20 protein-coding genes are annotated in these 21,655 nt (G+C 63.1%); 6 read left to right on the top strand and 14 right to left on the bottom strand.

The window, feature by feature from the left end; genetic code table 11:
• Positions 1-5: 5 nt before the first annotated feature.
• From bfr to EOA13_RS16175, 3 genes are all read right to left on the bottom strand, one after another.
• Positions 6-491: a bacterioferritin gene (bfr, locus tag EOA13_RS16185; protein WP_013527914.1), complete on the bottom strand. Its 486-nt coding sequence runs from the start codon at positions 489-491 to the stop codon at positions 6-8.
• The gene (locus EOA13_RS16180) at positions 457-768 is read right to left on the bottom strand and encodes a (2Fe-2S)-binding protein (RefSeq protein ID WP_023811421.1); all 312 of its coding nucleotides are present in this window, start codon (positions 766-768) and stop codon (positions 457-459) included. Before EOA13_RS16180 ends, bfr begins: the two co-directional genes overlap by 35 nt.
• 113 nt (positions 769-881) lie before the next feature.
• Positions 882-2,171: an imelysin family protein gene (locus EOA13_RS16175; RefSeq protein ID WP_127294018.1), complete on the bottom strand. Its 1,290-nt coding sequence runs from the start codon at positions 2,169-2,171 to the stop codon at positions 882-884.
• Positions 2,172-2,606: 435 nt separating this feature from the next.
• On the opposite strand from EOA13_RS16175, the gene EOA13_RS16170 reads away from it, so the two are divergent.
• From EOA13_RS16170 to EOA13_RS16160, 3 genes are read left to right on the top strand one after another with little or no spacing between them, the layout of a single operon-like run.
• Positions 2,607-3,860 (top strand): FAD-dependent oxidoreductase, encoded by a 1,254-nt coding sequence (locus tag EOA13_RS16170; RefSeq protein WP_127294016.1) that lies wholly within the window; start codon positions 2,607-2,609, stop codon positions 3,858-3,860.
• Positions 3,861-3,896: 36 nt separating this feature from the next.
• Positions 3,897-4,127: a type II toxin-antitoxin system ParD family antitoxin gene (locus EOA13_RS16165; RefSeq protein WP_027061046.1), complete on the top strand. Its 231-nt coding sequence runs from the start codon at positions 3,897-3,899 to the stop codon at positions 4,125-4,127.
• Positions 4,128-4,132: 5 nt separating this feature from the next.
• Positions 4,133-4,459 carry a type II toxin-antitoxin system RelE/ParE family toxin gene (locus EOA13_RS16160; protein ID WP_127294014.1) on the top strand — a complete coding sequence of 109 codons (327 nt, stop codon included), beginning with the start codon at positions 4,133-4,135 and terminating at the stop codon, positions 4,457-4,459.
• 51 nt (positions 4,460-4,510) lie between these two features.
• Here EOA13_RS16160 and EOA13_RS16155 read toward each other — a convergent pair whose 3' ends face one another.
• Positions 4,511-5,788: a 4-aminobutyrate--2-oxoglutarate transaminase gene (locus tag EOA13_RS16155; RefSeq protein ID WP_127294012.1), complete on the bottom strand. Its 1,278-nt coding sequence runs from the start codon at positions 5,786-5,788 to the stop codon at positions 4,511-4,513.
• Between the two features lie 243 nt (positions 5,789-6,031).
• On the opposite strand from EOA13_RS16155, the gene EOA13_RS16150 reads away from it, so the two are divergent.
• The 3 genes from EOA13_RS16150 to EOA13_RS16140 are packed head-to-tail and all read left to right on the top strand — an operon-like array spanning position 6,032 to position 11,342.
• Positions 6,032-7,171 (top strand): efflux RND transporter periplasmic adaptor subunit, encoded by a 1,140-nt coding sequence (locus tag EOA13_RS16150; protein ID WP_127294010.1) that lies wholly within the window; start codon positions 6,032-6,034, stop codon positions 7,169-7,171.
• Positions 7,168-8,247 (top strand): efflux RND transporter periplasmic adaptor subunit, encoded by a 1,080-nt coding sequence (locus EOA13_RS16145; RefSeq protein ID WP_127294008.1) that lies wholly within the window; start codon positions 7,168-7,170, stop codon positions 8,245-8,247. The genes EOA13_RS16150 and EOA13_RS16145 overlap by 4 nt, the downstream gene beginning before the upstream one ends.
• Entirely contained in the window at positions 8,244-11,342 is a 3,099-nt protein-coding gene (locus tag EOA13_RS16140; protein ID WP_127294006.1) for an efflux RND transporter permease subunit, read from the top strand. Before EOA13_RS16145 ends, EOA13_RS16140 begins: the two co-directional genes overlap by 4 nt.
• 370 nt (positions 11,343-11,712) lie before the next feature.
• Here EOA13_RS16140 and EOA13_RS16130 read toward each other — a convergent pair whose 3' ends face one another.
• From EOA13_RS16130 to EOA13_RS16080, 10 genes are all read right to left on the bottom strand, one after another.
• Positions 11,713-12,462 (bottom strand): ABC transporter ATP-binding protein, encoded by a 750-nt coding sequence (locus tag EOA13_RS16130; RefSeq protein WP_127294004.1) that lies wholly within the window; start codon positions 12,460-12,462, stop codon positions 11,713-11,715.
• Positions 12,459-13,292, bottom strand: coding sequence for an ABC transporter ATP-binding protein (locus tag EOA13_RS16125; RefSeq protein ID WP_127294002.1), 834 nt, complete (start codon positions 13,290-13,292; stop codon positions 12,459-12,461). The genes EOA13_RS16130 and EOA13_RS16125 overlap by 4 nt, the downstream gene beginning before the upstream one ends.
• Positions 13,289-14,215, bottom strand: coding sequence for a nickel transporter permease (gene nikC / locus EOA13_RS16120; RefSeq protein ID WP_127294000.1), 927 nt, complete (start codon positions 14,213-14,215; stop codon positions 13,289-13,291). Before nikC ends, EOA13_RS16125 begins: the two co-directional genes overlap by 4 nt.
• A gap of 298 nt (positions 14,216-14,513) precedes the next feature.
• Positions 14,514-15,581 (bottom strand): ABC transporter permease, encoded by a 1,068-nt coding sequence (locus tag EOA13_RS16115; RefSeq protein WP_127293998.1) that lies wholly within the window; start codon positions 15,579-15,581, stop codon positions 14,514-14,516.
• Positions 15,582-15,599: 18 nt separating this feature from the next.
• Positions 15,600-17,243: an ABC transporter substrate-binding protein gene (locus tag EOA13_RS16110; protein WP_127293996.1), complete on the bottom strand. Its 1,644-nt coding sequence runs from the start codon at positions 17,241-17,243 to the stop codon at positions 15,600-15,602.
• Positions 17,244-17,505: 262 nt separating this feature from the next.
• Positions 17,506-18,783, bottom strand: coding sequence for a lytic murein transglycosylase (locus EOA13_RS16105; RefSeq protein ID WP_164780105.1), 1,278 nt, complete (start codon positions 18,781-18,783; stop codon positions 17,506-17,508).
• Between the two features lie 194 nt (positions 18,784-18,977).
• A complete protein-coding gene (gene recR / locus EOA13_RS16095) occupies positions 18,978-19,583 on the bottom strand; it encodes a recombination mediator RecR (protein WP_013527928.1) in 606 nt (201 codons plus the stop codon).
• 101 nt (positions 19,584-19,684) lie between these two features.
• Positions 19,685-20,617 carry a cell wall hydrolase gene (locus EOA13_RS16090; protein WP_127293992.1) on the bottom strand — a complete coding sequence of 311 codons (933 nt, stop codon included), beginning with the start codon at positions 20,615-20,617 and terminating at the stop codon, positions 19,685-19,687.
• 271 nt (positions 20,618-20,888) lie between these two features.
• A complete protein-coding gene (locus tag EOA13_RS16085) occupies positions 20,889-21,278 on the bottom strand; it encodes a hypothetical protein (RefSeq protein WP_127293990.1) in 390 nt (129 codons plus the stop codon).
• Positions 21,279-21,305: 27 nt separating this feature from the next.
• Positions 21,306-21,629 carry a YbaB/EbfC family nucleoid-associated protein gene (locus EOA13_RS16080; RefSeq protein ID WP_013527931.1) on the bottom strand — a complete coding sequence of 108 codons (324 nt, stop codon included), beginning with the start codon at positions 21,627-21,629 and terminating at the stop codon, positions 21,306-21,308.
• Positions 21,630-21,655: the final 26 nt, after the last annotated feature.

The raw sequence follows: 21,655 nt of genomic DNA, 5'->3' as shown, positions 1-21,655 counted from the left end.
TGCCCTTACTCCGCCTCGTCCGCCGATGCGGCGTTGAGCTGGCCGTATTTCTCCTCGCCGATCGAGGCAAGCAGGTCGAGTTGCGTCTCGAGAAAGTCGATATGACCCTCCTCGTCGGCCAGCAATTCCTCGAACAGCTTCATCGTCACATAGTCGCCGGCGTCGTTGCAGATTTCGCGTGAGCGCTTGTAGGCGGTACGCGCGTCATATTCGCCGGCAAGGTCGGATTCGAGCACTTCCTTGACGTTCTGTCCGATGCGCAGCGGCGCTACGGACTGCAGGTTCGGATGGCCTTCGAGGAAGATGATGCGGGCGACGAGCTTGTCGGCATGGTGCATCTCCTCGATCGATTCCGCCCGCTCCTTCTTTGCCAGCTTGGCGTATCCCCAGTCCTCGAGCAGGCGGAAATGCACCCAGTACTGATTGACGGCCCCGAGTTCCAGAAAAAGGGCCTCGTTAAGCCGCTCGATGATCTGCGGATCGCCTTTCATGAATTCTGCTCCCGTATTGGACGCGCAGGCCTCTGACGCGATCCAGGTGTGAAACGACATCCACGCCGCTCGCCTCCGAGCGGGCGTGGTAATTTTCGGTGACCCGAATGATCGTTTCCACCACATTTGGGAAGCAGCCGCAACAGCGACCGCGCTTTTGCATGGCATGATAGATCTTCGCCGGCACGATCAGCTGCCAGGGATCCTGGTCCAGCAGCCCGACGATCGTCTGCTCGATCTCCTTCTCGGTGATGATATTGCAATGACAAATCAGCATTGGCTTGCTCGGCTGGCTGACGGCGTCTCCCGCGCCGTGTGGCTTGATTTTCTAGCGGAGGCCGTTCCAGAGCCGGTTTTCCGGCTCCGGATCAGTCTCCTGTCTTTCGACCCTTACTTGAACACCTTGTCCGGTGCGTCGAGGCTGTCGGACCCTTCGAAGGCGATGGTGCTGAGCTTCAGGGAGCCGACGGCGCGCTCAATCGACTTGGTCTGATCGATCAGCGCATCGATCGCCGCCTGCACGGTGGCGTTGCCCTCGATGTTGCCCTCGGCGATCTGCTGGTCATAGGCCTCGCCGGCCAGTGCACGCGCCTTGATCGCCTCCATCTTGGCGACCGAAACATCGAGCTTGTCAGACAGTTCCTTGTCGATCGTCGGATCGGCCGCCTTCACCATATCGGCCACTGAAGGACCCGAAACGACGGTGCCGTCGAGACGCGTGTAGCTCGCATGATAGGCCGCGCGAATGCCGATGGCGTCGTAGAGATGCGAATTGTAGGTGTTGTCGGAGAAGCAATCGTGCTCCTCTTCCGGATCATGCAGCAGCAGGCCGAGCTTCATGCGCTCGCCGGCCAGTTCGCCGTAGGACAGCGAGCCCATGCCGGTGAAGATGGTCGAGATAGCCGTGTTCGGCTCGCCATCGACAAGAGCCTTGCGGGCAGCGCCGTCTTCCTTCCAATTGCCGACCATCTCCTGAAGATCGGAGACCAGAAGGTCGCTGGCCGACTTCAGATACTGGGCGCGGCGGTCGCAATTGCCGCCGGTGCAGTTCTTGAGGTCGTATTCAGTGTAGGGGCGCTCGCCGGCACCCGGTCCGGTGCCATGCAGGTCCTGGCCCCAGAGGAGGAATTCGATGGCGTGGTAGCCGGTGGCGACATTGGCCTCGACGCCGCCGGCTTCCTGCAGCGTGCCGGAGAGGAATTCCGGCGAAAGCTTCGATGCATCGACCTTCTTGCCGTTGATCTCGATCTCCTTGTTGGCGATCACATTGGCCGTATAGAGCGCGTTCGCGTCCGATTCGGTGCCGTAGCTCTTGGCGACATAGTCGATCAGGCCTTCGTCCAGCGGCCAGGAATTCACCTTGCCTTCCCAGTCGTCGACGATCTTGTTGCCGAAACGGTAGACCTCGGTCTGCTGGTAGGGAACGCGCGATGCCTTCCAGGCGTCGCGCGCTGCATTGAGGGTTTCCGCCGAGGGGTTGGCGAGCAGCGCGTCGACTGCCTTGTCGAGCGCCTGCGCTGTGGTCAGCGAATCCTCATACTTGGCCAGAGCGATGTCGGAATAGGTCTTGATGACCGCCTTCGCATCGGTCTCCGCCTTGGCCGGCAACACGAACACCGCCGCCGTCAGCAGGGCCGTGGCGCCAATCGCGGCAAACCTGCCGCCATATCGTGCTGTCATAATCACTCTCCAGTTTCTCGGAAATTCTGTAAACGGCGCGCGCGGCAACGGGCGCATGGCCATCTGCAAGCCATTGGGCGCAAGAGATGCCGCGCCATCGCGCGGTTCGCGGAAGAAAGACACCAAAATGCCTCCAATCGAAAGGGTTCAAGGCCCAGACATTAAAGGGATGCGCTGACGCGCGAGCCTCCATAAAGCTGCGACATCGTCGGATGTCAATGGAAATCAGCAAGAAAAATCAATTGAAACAATAGTTTAGAATTATTCTAAACTGCAACTGTCAACTTTATGCATCGGCCCTGCACCGGTCTTGTCGCTGAACTGTACGATTGACAGCCGCCATCCCGAGTGCGACCCGCAAAAGCTCTCTTGCGGCGGCGCCAGACAATTGCCACTTGGCGAGACATCCTAGGATAGAAGCGGGATTGGAATGCGATGAAGAACGGTGTGGTCATTGTCGGCGCGGGCCATGCGGGCGTGCAAGCGGCCGCGAGTTTGCGTGAGGACGGCTATGACGGGCCGGTGATCCTCGTCGGCGACGAGAACGAACTGCCGTACCACAAGCCGCCGCTGTCGAAGACCTTCATCAAGGATGCCGAGGCCAAGCCGCAACCCTTGCGCGGCGAGGCGTTCTACACGGGCAGCGCCATCGACTATCGGCCGGGTGTCAGGATCGATCGCATCGATGCCACGCGCCGCAGCCTTGATATTGCCGGCGGCGGCACACTTGCCTTCAATCAACTGATTCTGGCGACCGGCTCGCGCCCGCGCGTCCTGCCGCTGCCCGGTTCGGACCTGTCCGGCGTGCTGTCGCTGCGCTCGCTCGCCGATGCGCGGCTGATCCGAGAGCTGAGCGCACAGAGCGACGAGGTCGTTATCCTCGGCGGCGGCTTCATCGGGCTGGAGATCGCGGCGACGCTGCGGGCAGCCGGCCGCACGGTGACCGTGGTCGAAGCGGTCGACCGGCTGCTTGGCCGCGCCGTGGCGCCGGTCGTGGCGAGCCACGTCCGCCAACGGCTGGAAGCGATAGGTGTGCGCATCCTCACCGGCACCTCGATTGCAAGGCTCGAAGGCGAAAACGGCCATGTCGTAGCCGCGATCACGTCTAGCGGCGAAAGGCTGCCGGCGCGCATGGTCATCGTCGGCATCGGCGCCGTGCCGAACGTTGAACTGGCGCAGCAAGCCGGCCTCAGCATCGCCAACGGCATCCGCGTCGATCACCAGATGCGCACTTCGGTGCCTGAAATCCTCGCCATCGGCGACGCCGCCTCCTACCGGCACTGGTTCACCGGCGGCGACGTGCGGCTGGAATCGGTGCAGAACGCCACCGACCAGGCCCGGCTTGCCGCGCGCACGATATCAGGCCACACCGACGCCTATTCGGCGGTGCCATGGTTCTGGTCGGACATCGGCGACATGAAATTGCAGATGGTCGGCCTGACCGCCGGCGGCGACAGCCATGTCGTGCTGGGCGACCTGCCCGAAAACAAATTCTCGATCTACCACTATGCCGGCGACCGGCTGCTCGGCATCGAATCGGTCAACCGCCCCGGCGACCACATGCTTGGCCGCAAGATGCTCGGCGCCGGCTTCTCGCCGACGCCGGAAACGATCGCGGCTGGCCCCGAGGGGTTGAAAGCGGCACTGGCGGCATTTCAGAACATGGAGCCAGTCAAGGCCAGTGCGTAGGTTGCCAATTTTTGCCATACGCAATAAAATGCATGAATGAGCACCATGAATATCTCACTGCCCGACAGCTTGAAGCATTTTGTCGATCAGCAAGTGACGGATCGCGGCTATGGCACGAGCAGCGAGTATGTGCGTGAATTGATCCGCCACGATCAGGATCGTCAACTTCTGCGCGGTTTGCTCCTCGAGGGCGCATCATCCGCGCCGGGGGCTCCCGTAGACGATGACTATTTCGCCGCGCTTCGAAAACGAGCGCAGGGCCAATAAATTAAGTGGCCACGAAGGCAATTATTCCTCGAAGCCTTGCTCTGCGGGATATCGAGGACGCCGTTGATTATTATGCACGCGAAGTTGGTTCGCATATGGCGTTGGGCTATGTCGAGGACCTTCAAAACGCCTACAAACTGATAGCCAGCCATCCGGCATCGGGCTCTCTCAGGTATGTTTATGAAATCGGATTGCCTGGGCTGCGTAGCGTGCAACTCAAGCGCTACCCATACCTGATTTTCTATCTTGAGCAGATCGACCATATCGATGTGTGGCGGGTCCTGCACGCCAAGATGGACATTCCAGCCTGGTTACAGAATCCAAGCTCCTGACGGCACGTTCACCCGCTCGCGTAGGCCGTCAGGAGAAATGGGCGCCGCCGATCAGGCGGCGCAGACTTCGCGGATCGAGCTTTCCAGGATGTCGAGTGCTTCGTTCATGACTTCGTCCTGGATGGTGATCGGCGCCAGGAAGCGGATGACGTTGCCGTAGACACCGCAGGTCAGCAGGATCAGGCCCTTGTCGAGCGCCTTCAACCGGATCGCATTGGCGATCTCGGCCGACGGCAGGCCCTTCTTGACGTCGTTGAACTCGACCGCGTTCATGAAGCCGAGGCCTCTGATGTCGACGATCTCGGGCACGTCGTCGCGGATCGACTGCAGCCGCTGCTTCAGCCTTGCACCCAGCGTGTTGGCGCGGTCGCACAGCTTTTCGTCCTCGATCACGTCGAGCACGGCGTGCGCCGCGGCGACGCCGATCGGGCTGCCGCCATAGGTGCCGCCGAGCCCGCCGGGGCCGGGCGCATCCATGATTTCGGCACGGCCGGTGACCGCGGCCAGCGGGAAACCGCCGGCCAGGCTCTTGGCCATGGTGGTGATGTCGGCCGCCACTTCATGGTGATCCATCGCAAACATCTTGCCGGTGCGAGCAAAGCCGGTCTGCACTTCGTCGGCGATCAGAAGCATGCCGTGCTGGTCGCAGAGCTTGCGCAGCGCAACCAGGAAGTCACGCGGCGCCTCGTAGAAGCCGCCCTCGCCCTGAACCGGCTCGATGATGATGGCGGCGACGCGGGCCGGGTCGACATCGGCCTTGAACAGCCGGTCGAGCGCCGCCAGCGAATCGGCGACCGAGACACCGTGCAGCGGCACAGGGAACGGCGCATGGTAGACGTCGCCCGGCATGGCGCCGAAGCCGACCTTGTAGGGCACGACCTTGCCGGTCAGTGCCATGCCCATGAAGGTGCGGCCATGGAAGCCGCCGGCGAAGGCGATGACCGCCGGGCGGCCGGTGGCGTTGCGGGCGATCTTGATTGCGTTCTCGACCGCCTCGGCGCCGGTGGTGACGAAGATCGTCTTCTTCTCGAATTTGCCGGGCAGCATGCCGTTCAGCCGTTCGGCCAGCCGCACATAGCTCTCATAGGGCACAACCTGGTGGCAGGTGTGGGTGAAGCGGTCGAGCTGCGCCTTGACCGCCTCGATCACCTTCGGGTGACGGTGACCGGTGTTGACGACGGCGATGCCCGACGAGAAATCGATGTAGCGGCGGTCTTCGACATCCCAAATCTCCGAATTCTCAGCCCGGTCGGCATAGATCTGCGTAGTCATGCCGACGCCGCGCGAGATCGACTGGTTCTTGCGTTCGGAAATGGCTGAATTCTTCATGGTATCCTCATCGGGCCGGCGCCCGTTCTTGTTTGATGCCGTTGAGACGTCTTCTGACCTTATTTCACGTTTTCCTCAAGTCGGCACCACCGGCAGGCGATTGGGCCTGCGGTGGGCAGATCCCGGCGCTTACCAGTCAGGCGATACACGTACGAGACCGGTTTCCTTTTCCCGGGGATCGACTATCCTCTGGATGTCCACGAGGCATCGCGATCAGCGAGCCGCCCGCGGCCGGGGGAGCCCATGAGCAGGAACGTGACTTCGCCCGTCTCGCAGCCATCGGTCCAAGCTCCCGGTCTTTTGTCTTTTCCAGCCGCCCCGGCGCTTTTCGCCTGCACGGCTGCGCTGCTTTTGGTCGGCTGCCAGAAGCAGGAAGCGGTGGACAAGAAACTGCAGATCATGGTGCGCACCGAAACGGTGGCGATGGCCGACTATTCGCCAAGGACCTCGCTGACCGGGGTGATCGCGGCGCGTACGCTGAACAATCTGTCGTTCCGGGTCGGCGGCCGCGTCGCCGAGCGGCTTGTCGATGTCGGCCAGCATGTCGATCGAGGCACCGTGCTTGCCCGGATCGATCCGCAGGAGCAGGAATCCGATTTGCGCTCGGCGCAAGCCGATCTCGACGCGGCACAGGCGCAATTGACCCAGTCCGCCGCCGCCTTCGAACGGCAGAAGACGCTGCTCGCCCAGGGTTTCACCACCAGGCGCGATTATGACGCCGCGGACCAGGCCCTGAAGGTGGCACAAGGCAGCGTCGATGCCGCGCAGAGCGCTTTCTCCAACGCCCAGCAAAACCTGTCCTTCACCGAGCTCAAGGCCGGTGCCGCCGGCGTGATTACCGCCCGCCAAGTCGAAACCGGCCAAGTGGTGCAAGCCGCGCAAACCGTCTTCACCGTCGCCGAGGACGGTGACCGCGACGCGGTGTTCAACGTGCAGGAGACGCTGATCGCCAAGACACCGGCATCGCCTGCGGTGACGATCACGCTGTTGTCCGATCCGCAGGTCAGGGCGACGGGCAAGGTCCGCGAAATCTCGCCTGCGGTCGACCCGGCTTCGGGCTCGATCCGGGTCAAGGTCGCCATCCCCGACACGCCCGCCGGCATGCCGCTGGGGGCAGCCGTCATCGGCTCGGTAAGCGCCAAGCCGGCGAAGGCGATCCTGCTGCCTTGGCAGGCGCTGACGTCCAGCGGCGGCAAGCCGGCGGTCTGGATCGTCGATCCCTCGACCAAGGCGGTGACGATGGCGCCGGTCGAAGTGCTGGCGTTCAATTCGGGCACGGTCGTGATCGCCAAGGGGCTGGACGCGGGCCAGAGTGTGGTCACCGCTGGAGGACAGCTGCTCAGCCCTGGACAGACGATCGAGATATCGGGAGCGGGCCAATGAGCCGGACGCCACGCATCCTGCTCGGCGTGCTCATGCTCGGCGCGCTGGCATCCTGCTCCAGGTCGGAGGAAAAGCCGCCCGAGATCATCCGACCGGTGCTGTCGATGGTGATCGAGCCGCGCACCACGCAAATCTTCGGTTTTGCCGGCTCCGTCGAACCGCAGGTCAGCGCCGATCTGGCCTTCCGCCTGCTTGGCCGGGTCGTCTCGCGCGACGTCCAGGTCGGCGACATCGTCAGCAAGGGCACGACGATAGCGGCACTCGATCCGACCGCGCTGGAGTTGGGCCTCCAGGCGGCCAAGGCGGAACTGTCCAATGCCGAGGCGCAGCTCGCCAACGCCGCCGCCAGCGAGGAACGGCAGCGCCAGTTGCTCGCCTCGGCCAACGCCACGCAAGCTGTCTTCGATGCCGCGCAGCAGGCGCGCAAAGCTGCGGAGGCAGGTGTCGAGCGGGCCAAGGCTTCGCTTGCCAAATCGCAGGAGCAGCTCGGCTATGCCAGGCTGTTCTCTGATTTCGACGGTGTCGTCACCGCGGTCGGCGCCGAAGTTGGCCAGACGGTCTCGCCCGGCCAGACCGTCGTCACCGTGGCGCGTTCGGACCTGCGCGAGGCGGTGGTCGACATTCCCGATCAATTGACCGGTGATCTTGAGGCCGGCACGCCCTTCCAGGTGATCCTGCAGTCGCTGCCGACGATCCAGACCGGGGCCAAGCTGCGCGAGATCGCACCGCAATCCGAGGGCTCGACCCGCACGCGGCGCGTCAAGCTGACGCTCACGGATCCGCCACAGGCCTTCCGGCTCGGCTCGACGGTAACGGCGACCCGCGTGACCAAGGTGGCACCGACGATCGAACTGCCGATGTCGGCGCTGTTCGAAAAGAACGGTTCCGCGAAAGTGTGGATCGTCGACCCGCAGACATCCAGCGTGAACGCACGCGACATCAAGATCGCGTCGAAGAATGGCGTTATCTTCACCGTGGCCGAAGGGCTTGACGCGGGCATGCGTGTCGTCACGGCGGGCGTCCACAGCCTGAGCGAAGGCCAGAAGGTGAAAGTGCTCGAGGGAGGCGCCTCATGAAAGGCTTCAATCTCTCCGACTGGGCGCTCAACCACCGCTCCATGGTCTGGTATTTCATGCTGGTCTTCGTCGTGGCTGGCGTGTTCTCCTACCTCAATCTCGGCCGTGAAGAAGACCCCAACTTCACCATCAAAACGATGATCATCCAGGCCAACTGGCCCGGCGCCTCGGTCAAGGAAACCGTGCAGCAGGTGACCGACCGTATCGAGAAGAAACTCGAGGAACTCGACAGCCTCGACTACACCAAGTCCGTCACCACGGCCGGCCAGACCGTCATCTTCGTCAACCTGAAGGACACCACCAAGGCACGCGATGTCGTGCCGAACTGGATTCAGGTGCGCAACATGGTCAACGACATCGGGGCGCAGTTTCCGCAGGGGGTGCAGGGACCGTTCTTCAACGACCGCTTCGGCGACGTCTATGGCAACATCTACGCCTTCACATCGGACGGGCTGACGCCGCGCCAGTTGCGCGACTATGTCGAGGAGGCCAGAACAAAAATCCTGACCGTGCCCAACGCCGGCAAGGTCGACCTGGTCGGCGCCCAGGACGAGGCGATCTATCTCGAATTCTCGACCCGCCAGATCGCCGCCCTCGGCCTCAACCAGCAAGCGATCGTGGCGAGCCTGCAGGCGCAGAACGCGATTACGCCGTCCGGCGTCATTCAGTCCGGGCCGGAGCGCATCAGCGTGCGTGTCGGCGGGCAGTTCACCTCCGAGGACAGCCTGCGCGCCATCAATCTGCGCGTCAATGACCGTTTCTTCCGCCTCAGCGACGTGGCGACGATCACGCGCGGCTATGTCGATCCGCCTACGGCGCTATTCCGCTTCAACGGCCAGGACGCGATCGGGCTCGCCATCGGCATGAAACCCAACGCCAACCTGCTCGAATTCGGCGAGGCGCTGCACAAGGAAATGGACAAGGTGCTGGCCGACCTGCCGGTCGGTGTCGGCGTGCATCTGGTGGCCGACCAGCCGGTCATTGTCGAGGAGGCCGTCTCGGGCTTTACGCGCGCGCTGTTCGAGGCGGTCGCCATCGTGCTCGCGGTGTCGTTCATCAGCCTCGGCATGCGCGCCGGCTTCGTCGTGGCGCTGTCGATCCCGCTGGTGCTGGCCATCACCTTCACGGTCATGGCCTATCTCGGCATTTCGCTGCAGCGAATTTCCCTGGGTGCGCTGATCATCGCGCTCGGGCTTCTGGTCGACGACGCGATGATCGCGGTCGAGATGATGGTGGCGCGGCTGGAGGTCGGCGACAATCTGCGCAAGGCGGCGACCTATGTCTACACATCGACCGCCTTTCCGATGCTGACCGGTACGCTGGTAACGGTCGCCGGCTTCATCCCGATCGGCCTCAACAACAGCGCCGCCGGCGAATATACCTTCACCCTGTTCGTGGTCATCGCCGTTTCGCTGCTGGTGTCATGGGTCGTGGCGGTGCTGTTTGCGCCACTGCTCGGCGTCACCATCCTGCCGGCGACGATGAAAACCAAGCATCACGACCAGCCCGGCCGCTTCACCTCGCTTTTCCGGCGCGTGCTTGTCGGCTCGGTGCGCCATCACTGGCTGACCATCATCGTCACCGTGCTTTTGTTTGCCGGCTCGATCGCCGGCTTCGGGCTGGTGCAGCAGCAGTTCTTTCCGCCATCGGACCGGCCGGAGCTGATCGTCGACTGGAACCTGCCGCAGAATGCCTCTATCGCCGATACGCGCGACCAGATGGAGCGGTTCGAGCAGCGGGCGCTGGTCGGCAATCCCGACATCGACCATTTTTCGTCCTATATCGGCCAGGGCGCGGTGCGTTTCGTGCTCGCCTATGACGTGCAGCCGGCCAACCCCTATTTCGGCCAGACCGTCATCGTCACCAAGAGCATCGCGGCCCGCAACCGGGTCAAGCCGGCGCTTGAAAAACTGCTGCGCGAGGAGTTCGTCGGCACCGACGCCTTCGTCAAGCCGCTCGAACTCGGGCCCCCGGTCGGCCGCCCGGTGCAGTATCGCATCGGCGGTCCCGACATCCAGACGGTGCGCGAACTGGCGCAGCAATTCGCCGGTGTCATCTCCGCCAATCCAAAGCTTGCCGCGCCTACCTTCGACTGGAACGAGCCGCAACGCGTGCTGAGGGTCGACGTGCTGCAGGACAAGGCACGCCAGCTTGGCATCACCTCTTCCGACATCGCCAGCGCGCTCAACAGCACCGTCGGCGGCGCTACCATCACGCAGGTGCGTGACGCCACCTACCTGATCAATGTCGTGGCGCGCTCGCGTGGGTCCGAACGCGGCTCGATCGAAACGTTGCAGAACATGCAGCTGCCGACCAGTACCGGCGAGGCGATCCCGCTCGCGGCCGTCGCCAACTTCCGCTACGATCTGGAGCAGCCAACGGTGTGGCGACGCGACCGCATCCCGACCATTACCGTGCGCGCCGGACTGGTCGGCGACGTGCTGCCGGCCACCGTCGTCAACGAATTGAAGCCGTCGGTCGATGCCTTCACCGCCAAGCTACCGCCGGGCTATTCGATCGCCACCGCCGGCTCGGTCGAGGAGAGTGCCAAAAGCCAAGGACCGATCGCCGCCGTCGTGCCGTTGATGCTGTTCGTCATGGCGACGATCCTGATGGTGCAATTACAGAGTTTCCAGCGCCTGTTCCTGGTGGTGGCGGTGGCGCCGCTCGGCCTGATCGGCGTTGTGGCGGCCCTGGTGCCGAGCGGCGCGCCGCTCGGCTTCGTCGCCATCCTCGGCGTGCTGGCGCTGATCGGCATCCTGATCCGCAACTCGGTCATCCTGATCGTGCAGATCGAGGATCTCGTCCGGGAAGGCAAGGACCGCTGGGCGGCCGTCATCGAGGCGACGGAACACAGGATGCGCCCGATCGCTCTGACGGCGGCCGCCGCCAGCCTGGCGCTGATCCCGATCGCGCGCGAAGTGTTCTGGGGCCCGATGGCCTATGCCATGATGGGCGGCATCATTGCCGGCACGGCGATTACGCTGCTGTTCCTGCCGGCGCTTTATGTGACGTGGTTCAGGATCAAGGAGCCGAAAGATCGGGAAGACCCACCCGTTTCGGAGAGCGGTGAACTGGTGCAAGGTTTCAGTTAAGGCTATGCCGGATCATTCGTTGTCGTTGGAGGGTATAGGGTGCGACCTGGCGCGTTGCCACGGCGACGATTTCGAGGTGCGCCAGGCATGCCAGCCCTCTGGCAATCGACCAATTCAAGGACGCTTTCATCCCGCTGCACGACGTTTTGCAAGCTGACGATCATTATGTCACCTTCGCCAACAGGCCCAGTTTCGCTGTTGTGAAATTGCCAACTGCCGTCATCATCATCATGCGAAACGTACGCGATCCAGTCGCCGCGGGTGACTATACCCCTATCCAGAAACACCGCGACATTGGGTGGATCTGCAAACTTCCACTCCTCCATGGTAGCCCCCCAAGACGGTTGTTCTGCGCACAGGAAGAACGAACTCAGGCGGTTCTCACAAACCCGTCGCTCGCTTTCAGCAGGTTGCGAGTATAGTCCTTCGTCACGCGACGTTCGACGAGATCCGCCGCCGCCAGGTTCTCAACCGCCTCGCCGCTTTGCATCACCATCAGCCGCTCGCACATATGGGTGATGATGGCGAGGTCGTGGCTGACCATCAGGAAGGTCAGCTTGCGCCGCTTGCGTACCTCTTCCAACAGGTTGAGCACTTCCGCCTGCACCGAGGCATCGAGCGCCGAGGTCGGCTCGTCGAGCAGCAGGATCGACGGTTCGAGAATGAGTGCACGCGCAATCGCCACGCGCTGGCGCTGGCCGCCGGAGAGCTGGTGCGAATAGCGGAACCGAAAACCGTTGCCGAGGCCGACCTCGTCAAGCGCCCGCTGGATGCGCTTTTCGCCGTCGGCAAAGCCATGGATGGCAAGCGGCTCCTGCAGCAGGCGGTCGACGGTCTGGCGCGGGTGCAGCGAGCCGTACGGATCCTGGAAGACCATCTGCACTTCGCGGTAGAAGGCCTTGTCGCGGCGTGGCCCGAGCGTCTTGCCGTTGACGGCGATGCTGCCCGATGCGACCGGCGCAAGGCCGGCGATGGCCCGAAGCAGCGTCGATTTGCCGGAGCCGGATTCACCGACCAGGCCAAAGGATTCACCCGGCTGTACGTCGAGGCTGACGCCCTTCAGTGCGCGAAAACGGTCGAAGATCACTTCCAGCCTGTCGACGGCGATCGCTGCTGTCATGCCGCCCACTCCGGCTTGCGGTCGAGCACCGGCAGTGGGTGACGGTCGGCGCCGATCTTGGGCATGCAGTTGAGCAAGCCGCGCGTGTAGGGATGCTGGGCATGGCCGAGTTCGGACGCCTTGAGCTGCTCGACCACCTTGCCGGCATACATGACGATGACGCGGTCGCAGAAGGATGAGACCAGGCGCAGATCGTGCGAGATGAAGATCAGCCCCATGCCGCGCTCACTGACCAGCCGGTCGAGAATGCCGAGCACATCAAGCTGCACGGTGACGTCGAGCGCCGAGGTCGGCTCGTCGGCAATCATCATTTCCGGACCGGCGATCAGCATCATGGCGATCATGGCGCGCTGGCCCATGCCGCCGGACACTTCATGCGGATGCAGGTCGAAGACGCGGGCCGGGTCGCGGATCTGCACCGCTTCCAGCATCGCCAGCGCGCGGTCGCGCGCCTCGGCCTTGCCGACCTTTTCATGCGTGCGCAGCGTCTCGACGATCTGGCGGCCGATGCTCATCACCGGGTCGAGCGAGTATTTCGGATCCTGCAGGATCATGGCGATGCGCTTGCCGCGCAGCGCCCGGCGTTCGCGCGGCGAGACGCTGAGCAGGTCGATGCCGTCGAAGGCGAGCTTGTTGGCCGATATCCGCGCCTGCGGCGGCGTCAGACCCATGATGGCGCGGCCGGTCTGCGATTTGCCGGAGCCGGATTCTCCGACGATGCCGAGCCGTTCGCGGCCGAGCGAGAAGGAGACGCCGCGAACCGCCTCGATCAGCCCGGTGCGGGTCGGGAAGGTGACGCGCAGATCATCGACGTCGAGAAGCGCGCTCATTGGTCACCGCTGCGGGGATCGAGCGCGTCGCGCAGCCCATCGCCAAGCAGGTTGAAACCGAGGCTGACGATGAGGATGGCGAAGCCCGGCGCACCGGCCACCCACCATTGATCGAGCACAAAGCGGCGGCCGGACGCGATCATCGTGCCCCATTCGGGCAGCGGCGGTTGCGCGCCGAGGCCGAGGAAACCGAGCCCGGCGGCGGTCAGGATGATACCGGCCATGTCGAGCGTCACCCTGACGATCAGGGACGAAATGCAAAGCGGCATGATATGGCGCAGCACGATGCGGAACGGCGAGGCGCCCATCAGCTGCACCGCCTTGATGTAATCGGAATTGCGCACCGTCAGCGTCTCTGCCCGCGCGATGCGGGCGTAGGGCGGCCATGAGGTGATGGCGATGGCCAGCACCGCATTCTCGATGCCGGGGCCAAGCGCTGCGACAAAGGCCAGCGCCAGGATCAGCTTGGGAAAGGCGAGAAAGATGTCGGTGATGCGCATCAGGATGGCATCGGTCCAGCCGCCGGCATAGCCGGCCACCGTGCCGACCAGAAGGCCGATCGGTGCCGCGATGATGGCGACCAGGATGACCACATAAAGGGTCCAGCGCGAGCCGTAGAGGATGCGCGAAAGGATATCGCGGCCGAGATCGTCGGTGCCGAACCAGTGCTCGGCGCTCGGCGCCAGCAGGCGCGCGTTCTTCAGGTCGCCGAACGTCGGAGAATAAGGTGCCAGCACGCCGGCAAGGGCGGCAACGACCAGCAAGGCAATGATGATGAGCAGGCCCAGAAACGCCAACCGGTTGGCGGAAAAGCGCCGCCACGCCACATAGGCGCGTCCGAGCCTCGCCTGGGTGCGCGAGGCCGGTCGTTCGCTGAGCAGCCAGTCGCGACGAGAGAGAGGACGGGCGTCGGAGGCGGTCATGACGATGCCTCTTGGAGCCGTCGACCCCCACTCCGGTCTGCTTCGCAGACGACCTCTCCCCCGCTCGACGGGGGAGGGGAAAGGCGCCAAGCGTGCGACCGGCTTTTCCTCTCCCCCGGGCAGGGGGAGAGGTGGCCCGAAGGGCCGGAGTGGGGGTGATTGGCCGCAGCTGGAGCAATTCCAGGAAAAGTGTGAAACGGTTTTCCGTCCGGAATTGCGTAAAAACAAGGAGTTAGAGCGGGTAGCCGTTTCCGTGAAACGGTGAACTGCTCTAGGCCCGAAAGTGGAATACCTCTGCTCATTGAACCTTCGTCCTCGGATCGAGGACCCGATACAGAAGGTCGGAGAGGAGATTGATGGCGATGAACACCGAGCCGATGACTATGGTGCCGCCGAGCACCGCATTCATGTCGGCGTTCTGCAGCGAGTTGGTGATATAGAGGCCGATGCCGGGCCATGAGAAGACGGTCTCGGTCAGCACCGAACCTTCGAGCAGCCCGGCATAGGAGAGCGCGATCACCGTCACCATCGGCACCGCCGCATTGCGCAGCGCGTGGCCCCAGATGATGCGGGTTTCCGACAGTCCCTTGGCGCGCGCCGCGACGATGTATTCCTGGGACAGTTCGTTGAGCATGAACGAACGCGTCATGCGGCTGATATAGGCGAGCGAGAAGTAGCCGAGCAGCGAGGCCGGCAGGATGATGTGGCGGAAGGCGTCGTAAAAAACGTCCCACTGCCCCTGCATCGCGGAGTCGAGGAGATAGAAGCCGGTGATCGGCGTAAAAGTGTATTCGTAGACGACGTCGAGCCGCGCCGGGAAGGCAACCCATTGCAGCTTGGCGTAAAACAGCACCAGCCCCAGCAGCCCCAGCCAGAAGATCGGCACGGAATAGCCGATCAGGCCGATGACGCGCACGATCTGGTCGATGAGGCTGCCGCGCTTGACCGCCGCCAGCACGCCGAGCGGCACGCCGAACAGCGCGCCGATCAGCGTTCCGAGCGTCGCAAGTTCCGTGGTTGCCGGAAGCGCCCGGCGAATGTCGGTCATGACCGGATTGGTGGTCAGCACGGAGACGCCGAAATTGCCGTTCAGCGCATTCTTCACATAGATGTAGAACTGCTCGATCAGCGGCAGGTCCAGGCCCATCTCGCGGCGCGTGCGCTCGACGACATTGGCCGGCGCCCGGTCGCCGAGCACCGCCAGCACCGGGTCGATCGGGATGACGCGACCGATGAAGAAGGTGACCGCGAGCAGACCGAGATAGGTCGTGATCGCAATGACCAGGAAACGGCCAAGCGATGATGCGATAGCGACGGCGCGGGCGCTGCCGCGCCCCGCCGCCACTTCCTTTTCAACCGTGCTCATGCGGCGTGTCCGCGAGCACTATTCCTTGGACACCGGCCCGACGAAATTGCTGTCGAAGCTCGGGCCGAGGGCAAAGCCCTTGAGGTTCTTGCGCAGGCCGGCCACTTCCAGCTGCTGGTGGATGACGACGAAGGGGCTGGTGTCCAGGATCTTCTTCTCGAGATCCTTGTACATGTCAGCGCGCTTGCCGGCGTCCTTCTCAAGCAGCGCTGCTTCCGTCTCCTTGGTCAGGTCCGGAATGTCCCAGGCATTGCGCCAGGCCAGCGTCTTGGACTTGCCCGCATCCGAGTTGTCCGGATTCGAGGCAAAGGTCTGGGCGTTGGAGTTCGGATCGAAATAATCCTGGCCCCACTGGCCGATATAGATGTCGTGGTTGCGGGCGCGGTACTTGGTCAGCGTCTGCTTGCCGTCGCCCGGGATGATCTCGAGCTTGATGCCGGCCTGTCCGAGCGTCTGCTGGATCGATTCCGCCATGCCGGTCGTCGGCTGACCGGTGCGTACGTCCATGGTTACGCTGAAGCCGTCGGGCAGACCGGCCTTGGCCAGCAATTCCTTGGCCTTGGCGACATCGAACTTGAACGGATTCTCATCCAATTCGCCGAGCACACCCTTCGGCAGGAAGGTCTGGTGGATTTCGCCGATGCCCTTGAGGATCGTCGAGCTCAGCGCATCATAGTCTACCAGATATTTGAATGCCTGGCGCACCTCCGGCTTGGCAAGGTTGGCATTCTTCTGGTTGAGGCTGATGTAATAGACCGTGCCCTTCGGCGCGCTGGTGGTGGTGAGGTCGGCGTTCTTGGCGATGGCGTCGAGGTCGTTCGGCTCGAGATTGCGGGCAACGTCGATGTCGCCGGCCTCCAGCGCCAGGCGCTGGCCCGAGCTTTCCTTCATGTTGCGGTAGATGACGCGGGCGAGTTTGGCCTTCTCGCCATGGTAGTTGTCGTTGCGCTCCATGACGACGGCTTCGTTGGCGCGCCATTCACGCAGCTTGTAGGCGCCCGAACCGGCATAGCCGGTTTTCAGCCAGGCATTGCCGAAATCATTGTCCCATTTGTAGTCGGCGCTCGGCGTCACCGCCGCGACATGTTCCTTGACCAGCTTGGCATCGACCACCGAAGCGACCGTTGCCGACAGGCAGTTCAGGACGAAGCTCGGCGCATAGGCCTTGTCGACGGTGAACTGGAAGGTGCCGTCGTCGACCGCCTTGGCCTTTTCGGTGACGTTGTCGCCGCTGATGCCGAACTGGCCGATGATGAAGGCCGGGCTCTTGTCGAGCTTGACGGCGCGTTCGAACGACCAGGCGACGTCAGCCGCCGTGATCGGATTGCCCGAAGCGAATTTGAGGCCGGGTTTGAGCTTGAATGTGTAGGTCAGGCCGTCATCGGAGACGGTCCAGCTTTCGGCAAGGTCGCCCTTGACCTTGGAGGTGTCGCTGAGGTCGAGACGGACAAGCAGATCATAGGTGTTGCCGGTGACCTCGGCGGTCGACAGCTCGAATGCCTCGCCCGGATCCATGGAGATGATGTCGTCGATCGCGAAACCTTCGACCAGCGTGTCGGCGGGCGTGACCGCACCGGCGGGCGCGCCGGCCAGAAGCAGCGCGGACATGGCTGCACCCGCCAGCAGGAAGCGAGAGCGTAGAGCAAACTTTTCCATCATCATCGTGATTGTTCCCTGTTTTGTTGTTTGTTGACCTGAGTTCCCGGCTCAGGGTTGTGCAATTCTTTTCGGGCCTGGAGAAGGCCCCACTGATCTCTTACCGTTGCGGTTTTTGTCCAGTTGGTCAACACCATATTCGGCACCCTCGTGGCGGGCAACGAGCATTTATACGATGGCTCAATGGGCCAGAAAGGCCGGTGGGATGTCGACGCACCGGCCAGCCAATCGAGGCTGCCGATCGGGGACAATCTGGCGAATGTCGCGGCTATCTCAGCGCCGCGACCAGGCCGGCATCAGGGAAGCAGGTTGCGGCGCGGCCGTTCTTGGCTTGCCAAATGCCGATCGAACGGCGGGTCTTGAAGCCGGGCAAGCCATCGGCGCTGCCGACATCGTAACCCTTGGCTTCCAGCGCGCGTTGCAGAGCGGCGATGTCCGAACGATGCAACCCGCCGACCGCGCCCCAGCTGCCGGCGAAATTGCCGTCGCCATGGGCGATGCGGTCGGCGCCATGGCCGATGAACAGCGCGTAGAGGTCGCTGGTGTTGTACTGCTTCAGCACGTAGAAATTGGGCGTGGCGATAAAGGCCGGGCCGCTGCGCCCTGCCGGCATCAGCAGGAAGCCTTCGGCCTTCAGCTCACTCGCGGGAAACGGTTTGCCGCCGACGCGCTTGATGCCCATATCAGCCCATTCGGAGATTTTCTTGCCCTGGTCCGGGCCTTCCAGCGAACAGGAAACGCTTTCCGGCACGGTCACCTCGAAACCCCAGCCACGGCCCTTTACCCATCCATAGTGGACGAGATAGTTGGCGATCGAGGCCAGCACGTCCGGCGTCGATTTCCAGATGTCGACGCGGCCGTCGCCGTCGAAATCGACGGCATGTTTCAGGAACGAGGTCGGCATGAACTGCGGCTGGCCGAGCGCGCCGGCCCAGGACGATTTCATCGCGCCGACCGGAGCCAGACCACGCTCGACGATCTCGAGTGCGGCCAAGAGTTCGGTGCGGAAGAAGTCCTTCCTAGGCGACATGAAGGCCTTGGTGCCCAGCACTTCGAAGGCGTCGCAGGGCATCTTCGCCGCGCCGAAGCCGGTCTCGCGGCCCCAGATCGCCAGCAGCACTTCGCCCGGCACACCGTAGCGCTTTTCGATGGCCGCAAGTGTCCTGGCATTGGTGGCTTCACGCGCCCGCCCGCCCGCCGTCACTGCGCGAACCGTCTTCTCGGCGAAATAGGCGCCGGGCGAACCGAATTCGGCCTGGTGCTGTTTTTGGGGCGTGGTCGCCTTCTCGCCCGGCTTGACCAGGTCCGGCAGCTTCAGATTGGGCTTGATGCCGTCGAAGGCGGCATCGAAGGTGGTTTTGGAAATGCCTTTCGCCCTGGCTTGCGGCCAGAGGTCGTTCTGCAGCCAGGCGCGGAACTGGTCGTCGATCTTTGCGGCGGAGGCGGGGGTGGAAAGGAGGACCGCGAGAAGAACTGCAAAAAAGGAAAACAGAGCCAATCTGAGAGGTTTGCGTTCCTTCACACCCCCCTCTGTCCTGCCGGACATCTCCCCCGCAAGGGGGGAGATTGGCCGCTTCATCGGCGGCACTCTTGTTGCAATGTCGGCGATTTGCGAAAACAAAGATGACATCCGACCTCCCCCCTTGCGGGGGAGATGTCCGGTAGGACAGAGGGGGGTGCTTGGCACCAGCCTGGAAGGACGCGCAACAATCATGATCCGCATCCTCTGCCGCAACTTTGTCAAAACGCCGTCCGCGAGCGCAGCGCCGCGGCCAGCGTGCCCTCGTCGAGATAGTCGAGTTCGCCGCCGACAGGCACGCCATGCGCCAGTCGTGTCACCTTGATATCGAAGCCGGACAGCTGATCGGTGAGGTAATGCGCGGTCGTCTGGCCCTCCACCGTAGCATTGACGGCGAGGATGATCTCCTTGACCTCGCCGCCGGCGACGCGGTCGACCAGCGAGCGCATGTTGAGCTGCTCGGGGCCGATGCCGTCGAGTGGCGACAATGTGCCGCCGAGAACGTGGTAACGCACATTCATCGCCGCCGCGCGCTCCAGCGCCCACAGGTCGGAGACGTCCTCGACGACGATGATGGTGCCGGCATCGCGGCGCGGATCGGTGCAGATCATGCAAGGGTCCGATGTGTCGACATTGCCGCAGGTCGAGCAGATGCGCACCTTGTCGGCCGCCTCGGCCATGGCGGCGGCCAGCGGCGACAGAAGCTGCTCCTTCTTCTTGATCAGATGAAGGGCGGCACGCCTGGCCGAACGGGGACCCAGCCCCGGCACCTTGGCCAGGAGCTGGATCAGACGTTCGATCTCGGGACCGGCGATTCGCTTCGACATCGCTCTGATCTAGGATTTTTCAGAGCGCTTTGGAACATCCCGCATCCGCATGACCCGCCATATTGGCTTGGTGGACCATTGGGTGGAGCATGGAGCGCAGATCAGTTGGCTTCGAGCGGCCGGCCCTGGCTGACGATCATCGCGCCGACAGCGTCGGTGTTCTCAGGCGTCGACTGGAAACCCATAGACGCCTCTTGCGGCGCTTCCTCGACCGAGGAGATGACCCTTGTCCTTGTGTTCAAGGTTCCGCCAAAACGGGCGGCATCCGGTTCCTCCATCGGCTCCTGCATCGCCACCACCGTCGGCTCCGCCGAGACCCGCGCGGATTTCGCGGCCGGCGCGGCGGCCGCGGTCATATAGGTCTGTTGGGCAGGAGCGGACCGGACGGTGGCCGGCTTGGCCGGACGCACCGGCTCGGCGGACGCGACCAGCGTCACCGGCTCCGCTGGCTTCTGCGGCGCGGCCGAGGCCATGGCGACCTGCGGCTCGTCCGGCAGCGGCTGCCAGTTGCGGCCGCGCTTCTCGTAAAAGGCATTGCCGCCGGCAACCATGGTGTAGTGCATGTTCTTGTAGGGGAAGCGTAGGCCGGCGGTGTGGAAGAACATGGTGTTCTTGAGCTTGGACTTGCGCTCGCCCTTCAGCACCGCGTCGGCGGCTTCCTCGACATCGGGCATTGCGCGTGAATTCATCGGCCTTGTCATGACGCCGGGGGCAAACTGGCCGGGCTCGCCCACCACTTGGCAAATGGTGCTGCCGTGATTGCCGGAGCGCAGCCGGTTCATCACCACCGTGCCGACCGCGATCATGCCGTCACGGCTCGAGCGGTTGGACTCGAAGAACATCGCCCGTTCCAGGCATTCCTTGTCCTTCGGCGTGTGGCTGTAGGCCTGGGAGCTCAGGAAACCCGGCGTGATGGCGTCGGTCAGGCTGGCGACGGACATGCCGTGTGAAGTGGTCTGGCTGCAGGCAGCCAAAAACAGGGGTGAAATGACGGCGCCGAGCAACAGCGGCGTCTTCCATCGCGTAGAAATCAACAGGTAACCCTCTCACTTCGTGCCCGCCCCCAGGCTGCGGCAAGAATGAGACACTTTCGGGCAAAATGATGGCCAAAACGTTATTAACAATGCACTGTTGCCAAATTAGCACAATTTCGTGGCTTTCCAAATAGATCGGGCCATCATTTCACAAAAGCGATGACCCCTCTCTCTTTGTTTCGCCGCAATTGCCCCAAGGGAAAGCACTACGCGGCTTCCCGGGGCAAACGCTGTTAATTTCTCCTGGAATCGGCCTGCAGCCCGGCCGCAATCACGGCCGCTGGCCCGGCTCAAGTTCCTCGACCTTCTCCGAAAACAGGCCGCGCCGGAGGAACAGCGTCCGCGCCTCCCTGGCCGTCGGGGCGATCTTTCCCGGCCAGTCGCTGTCAATGAACTCAGCCTTGGTGAAGTCCGGATTTGTCTCGCTTGCCGCCTCCAGGAATTCGGCGATCTCCAGCACGATCGCGCGCTCGTCCTTCGAAAGCGCCGATGTGCCGGCTTCGATCGAAGGGCGATGGACGAAATCCTCGAACAGATAGAAATAACCCTTGATGCCGACGAGATCGACGCCGTCGTCACAATCGGCCAGGATTTCCAGGATCTCGTAGATCCGGTTGCGGATACGCTGCTCGATCAGTCTTTCGGAGGGCTCTTCGGTCATGTCGATGATGGGCGCGCGCGCCGAATGCTAGAAGGGCAGTTTCATTCCCGGCGGGATCGGCAGACCTGCGGTCAGCGCCTTGGTCTTTTCCTGCATGATCTGCTCGACCTTGGTCTTGGCGTCGTTGTGAGCGGCCAGCACCAGGTCTTCCAGGATCTCGACATCGTCTTCCTTGAACAGAGACGGATCGATCTTCAGCGACTTCATCTCGAATTTTCCGGTCAGCGTCACGTTGACCAGACCGCCGCCGGCCTGGCCGGAGGCTTCCAGCGTGGCGATCTCGTCCTGCATGGCCTGGAACTTGGCCTGCATTTCCTTCGCCTTGCCCATCAGGCCGAGAAGATCTTTCATGGTCGGGTGCTTTGCGGATTCGTGGC

The organism is Mesorhizobium sp. M7A.F.Ca.US.011.01.1.1 (assembly GCF_003998295.1).
Classification (GTDB): Bacteria; Pseudomonadota; Alphaproteobacteria; order Rhizobiales; family Rhizobiaceae; genus Mesorhizobium.
The sequence above is the reverse complement of the archived record's forward strand: the minus strand, read 5'-3'. Positions and strand labels throughout refer to the sequence as shown.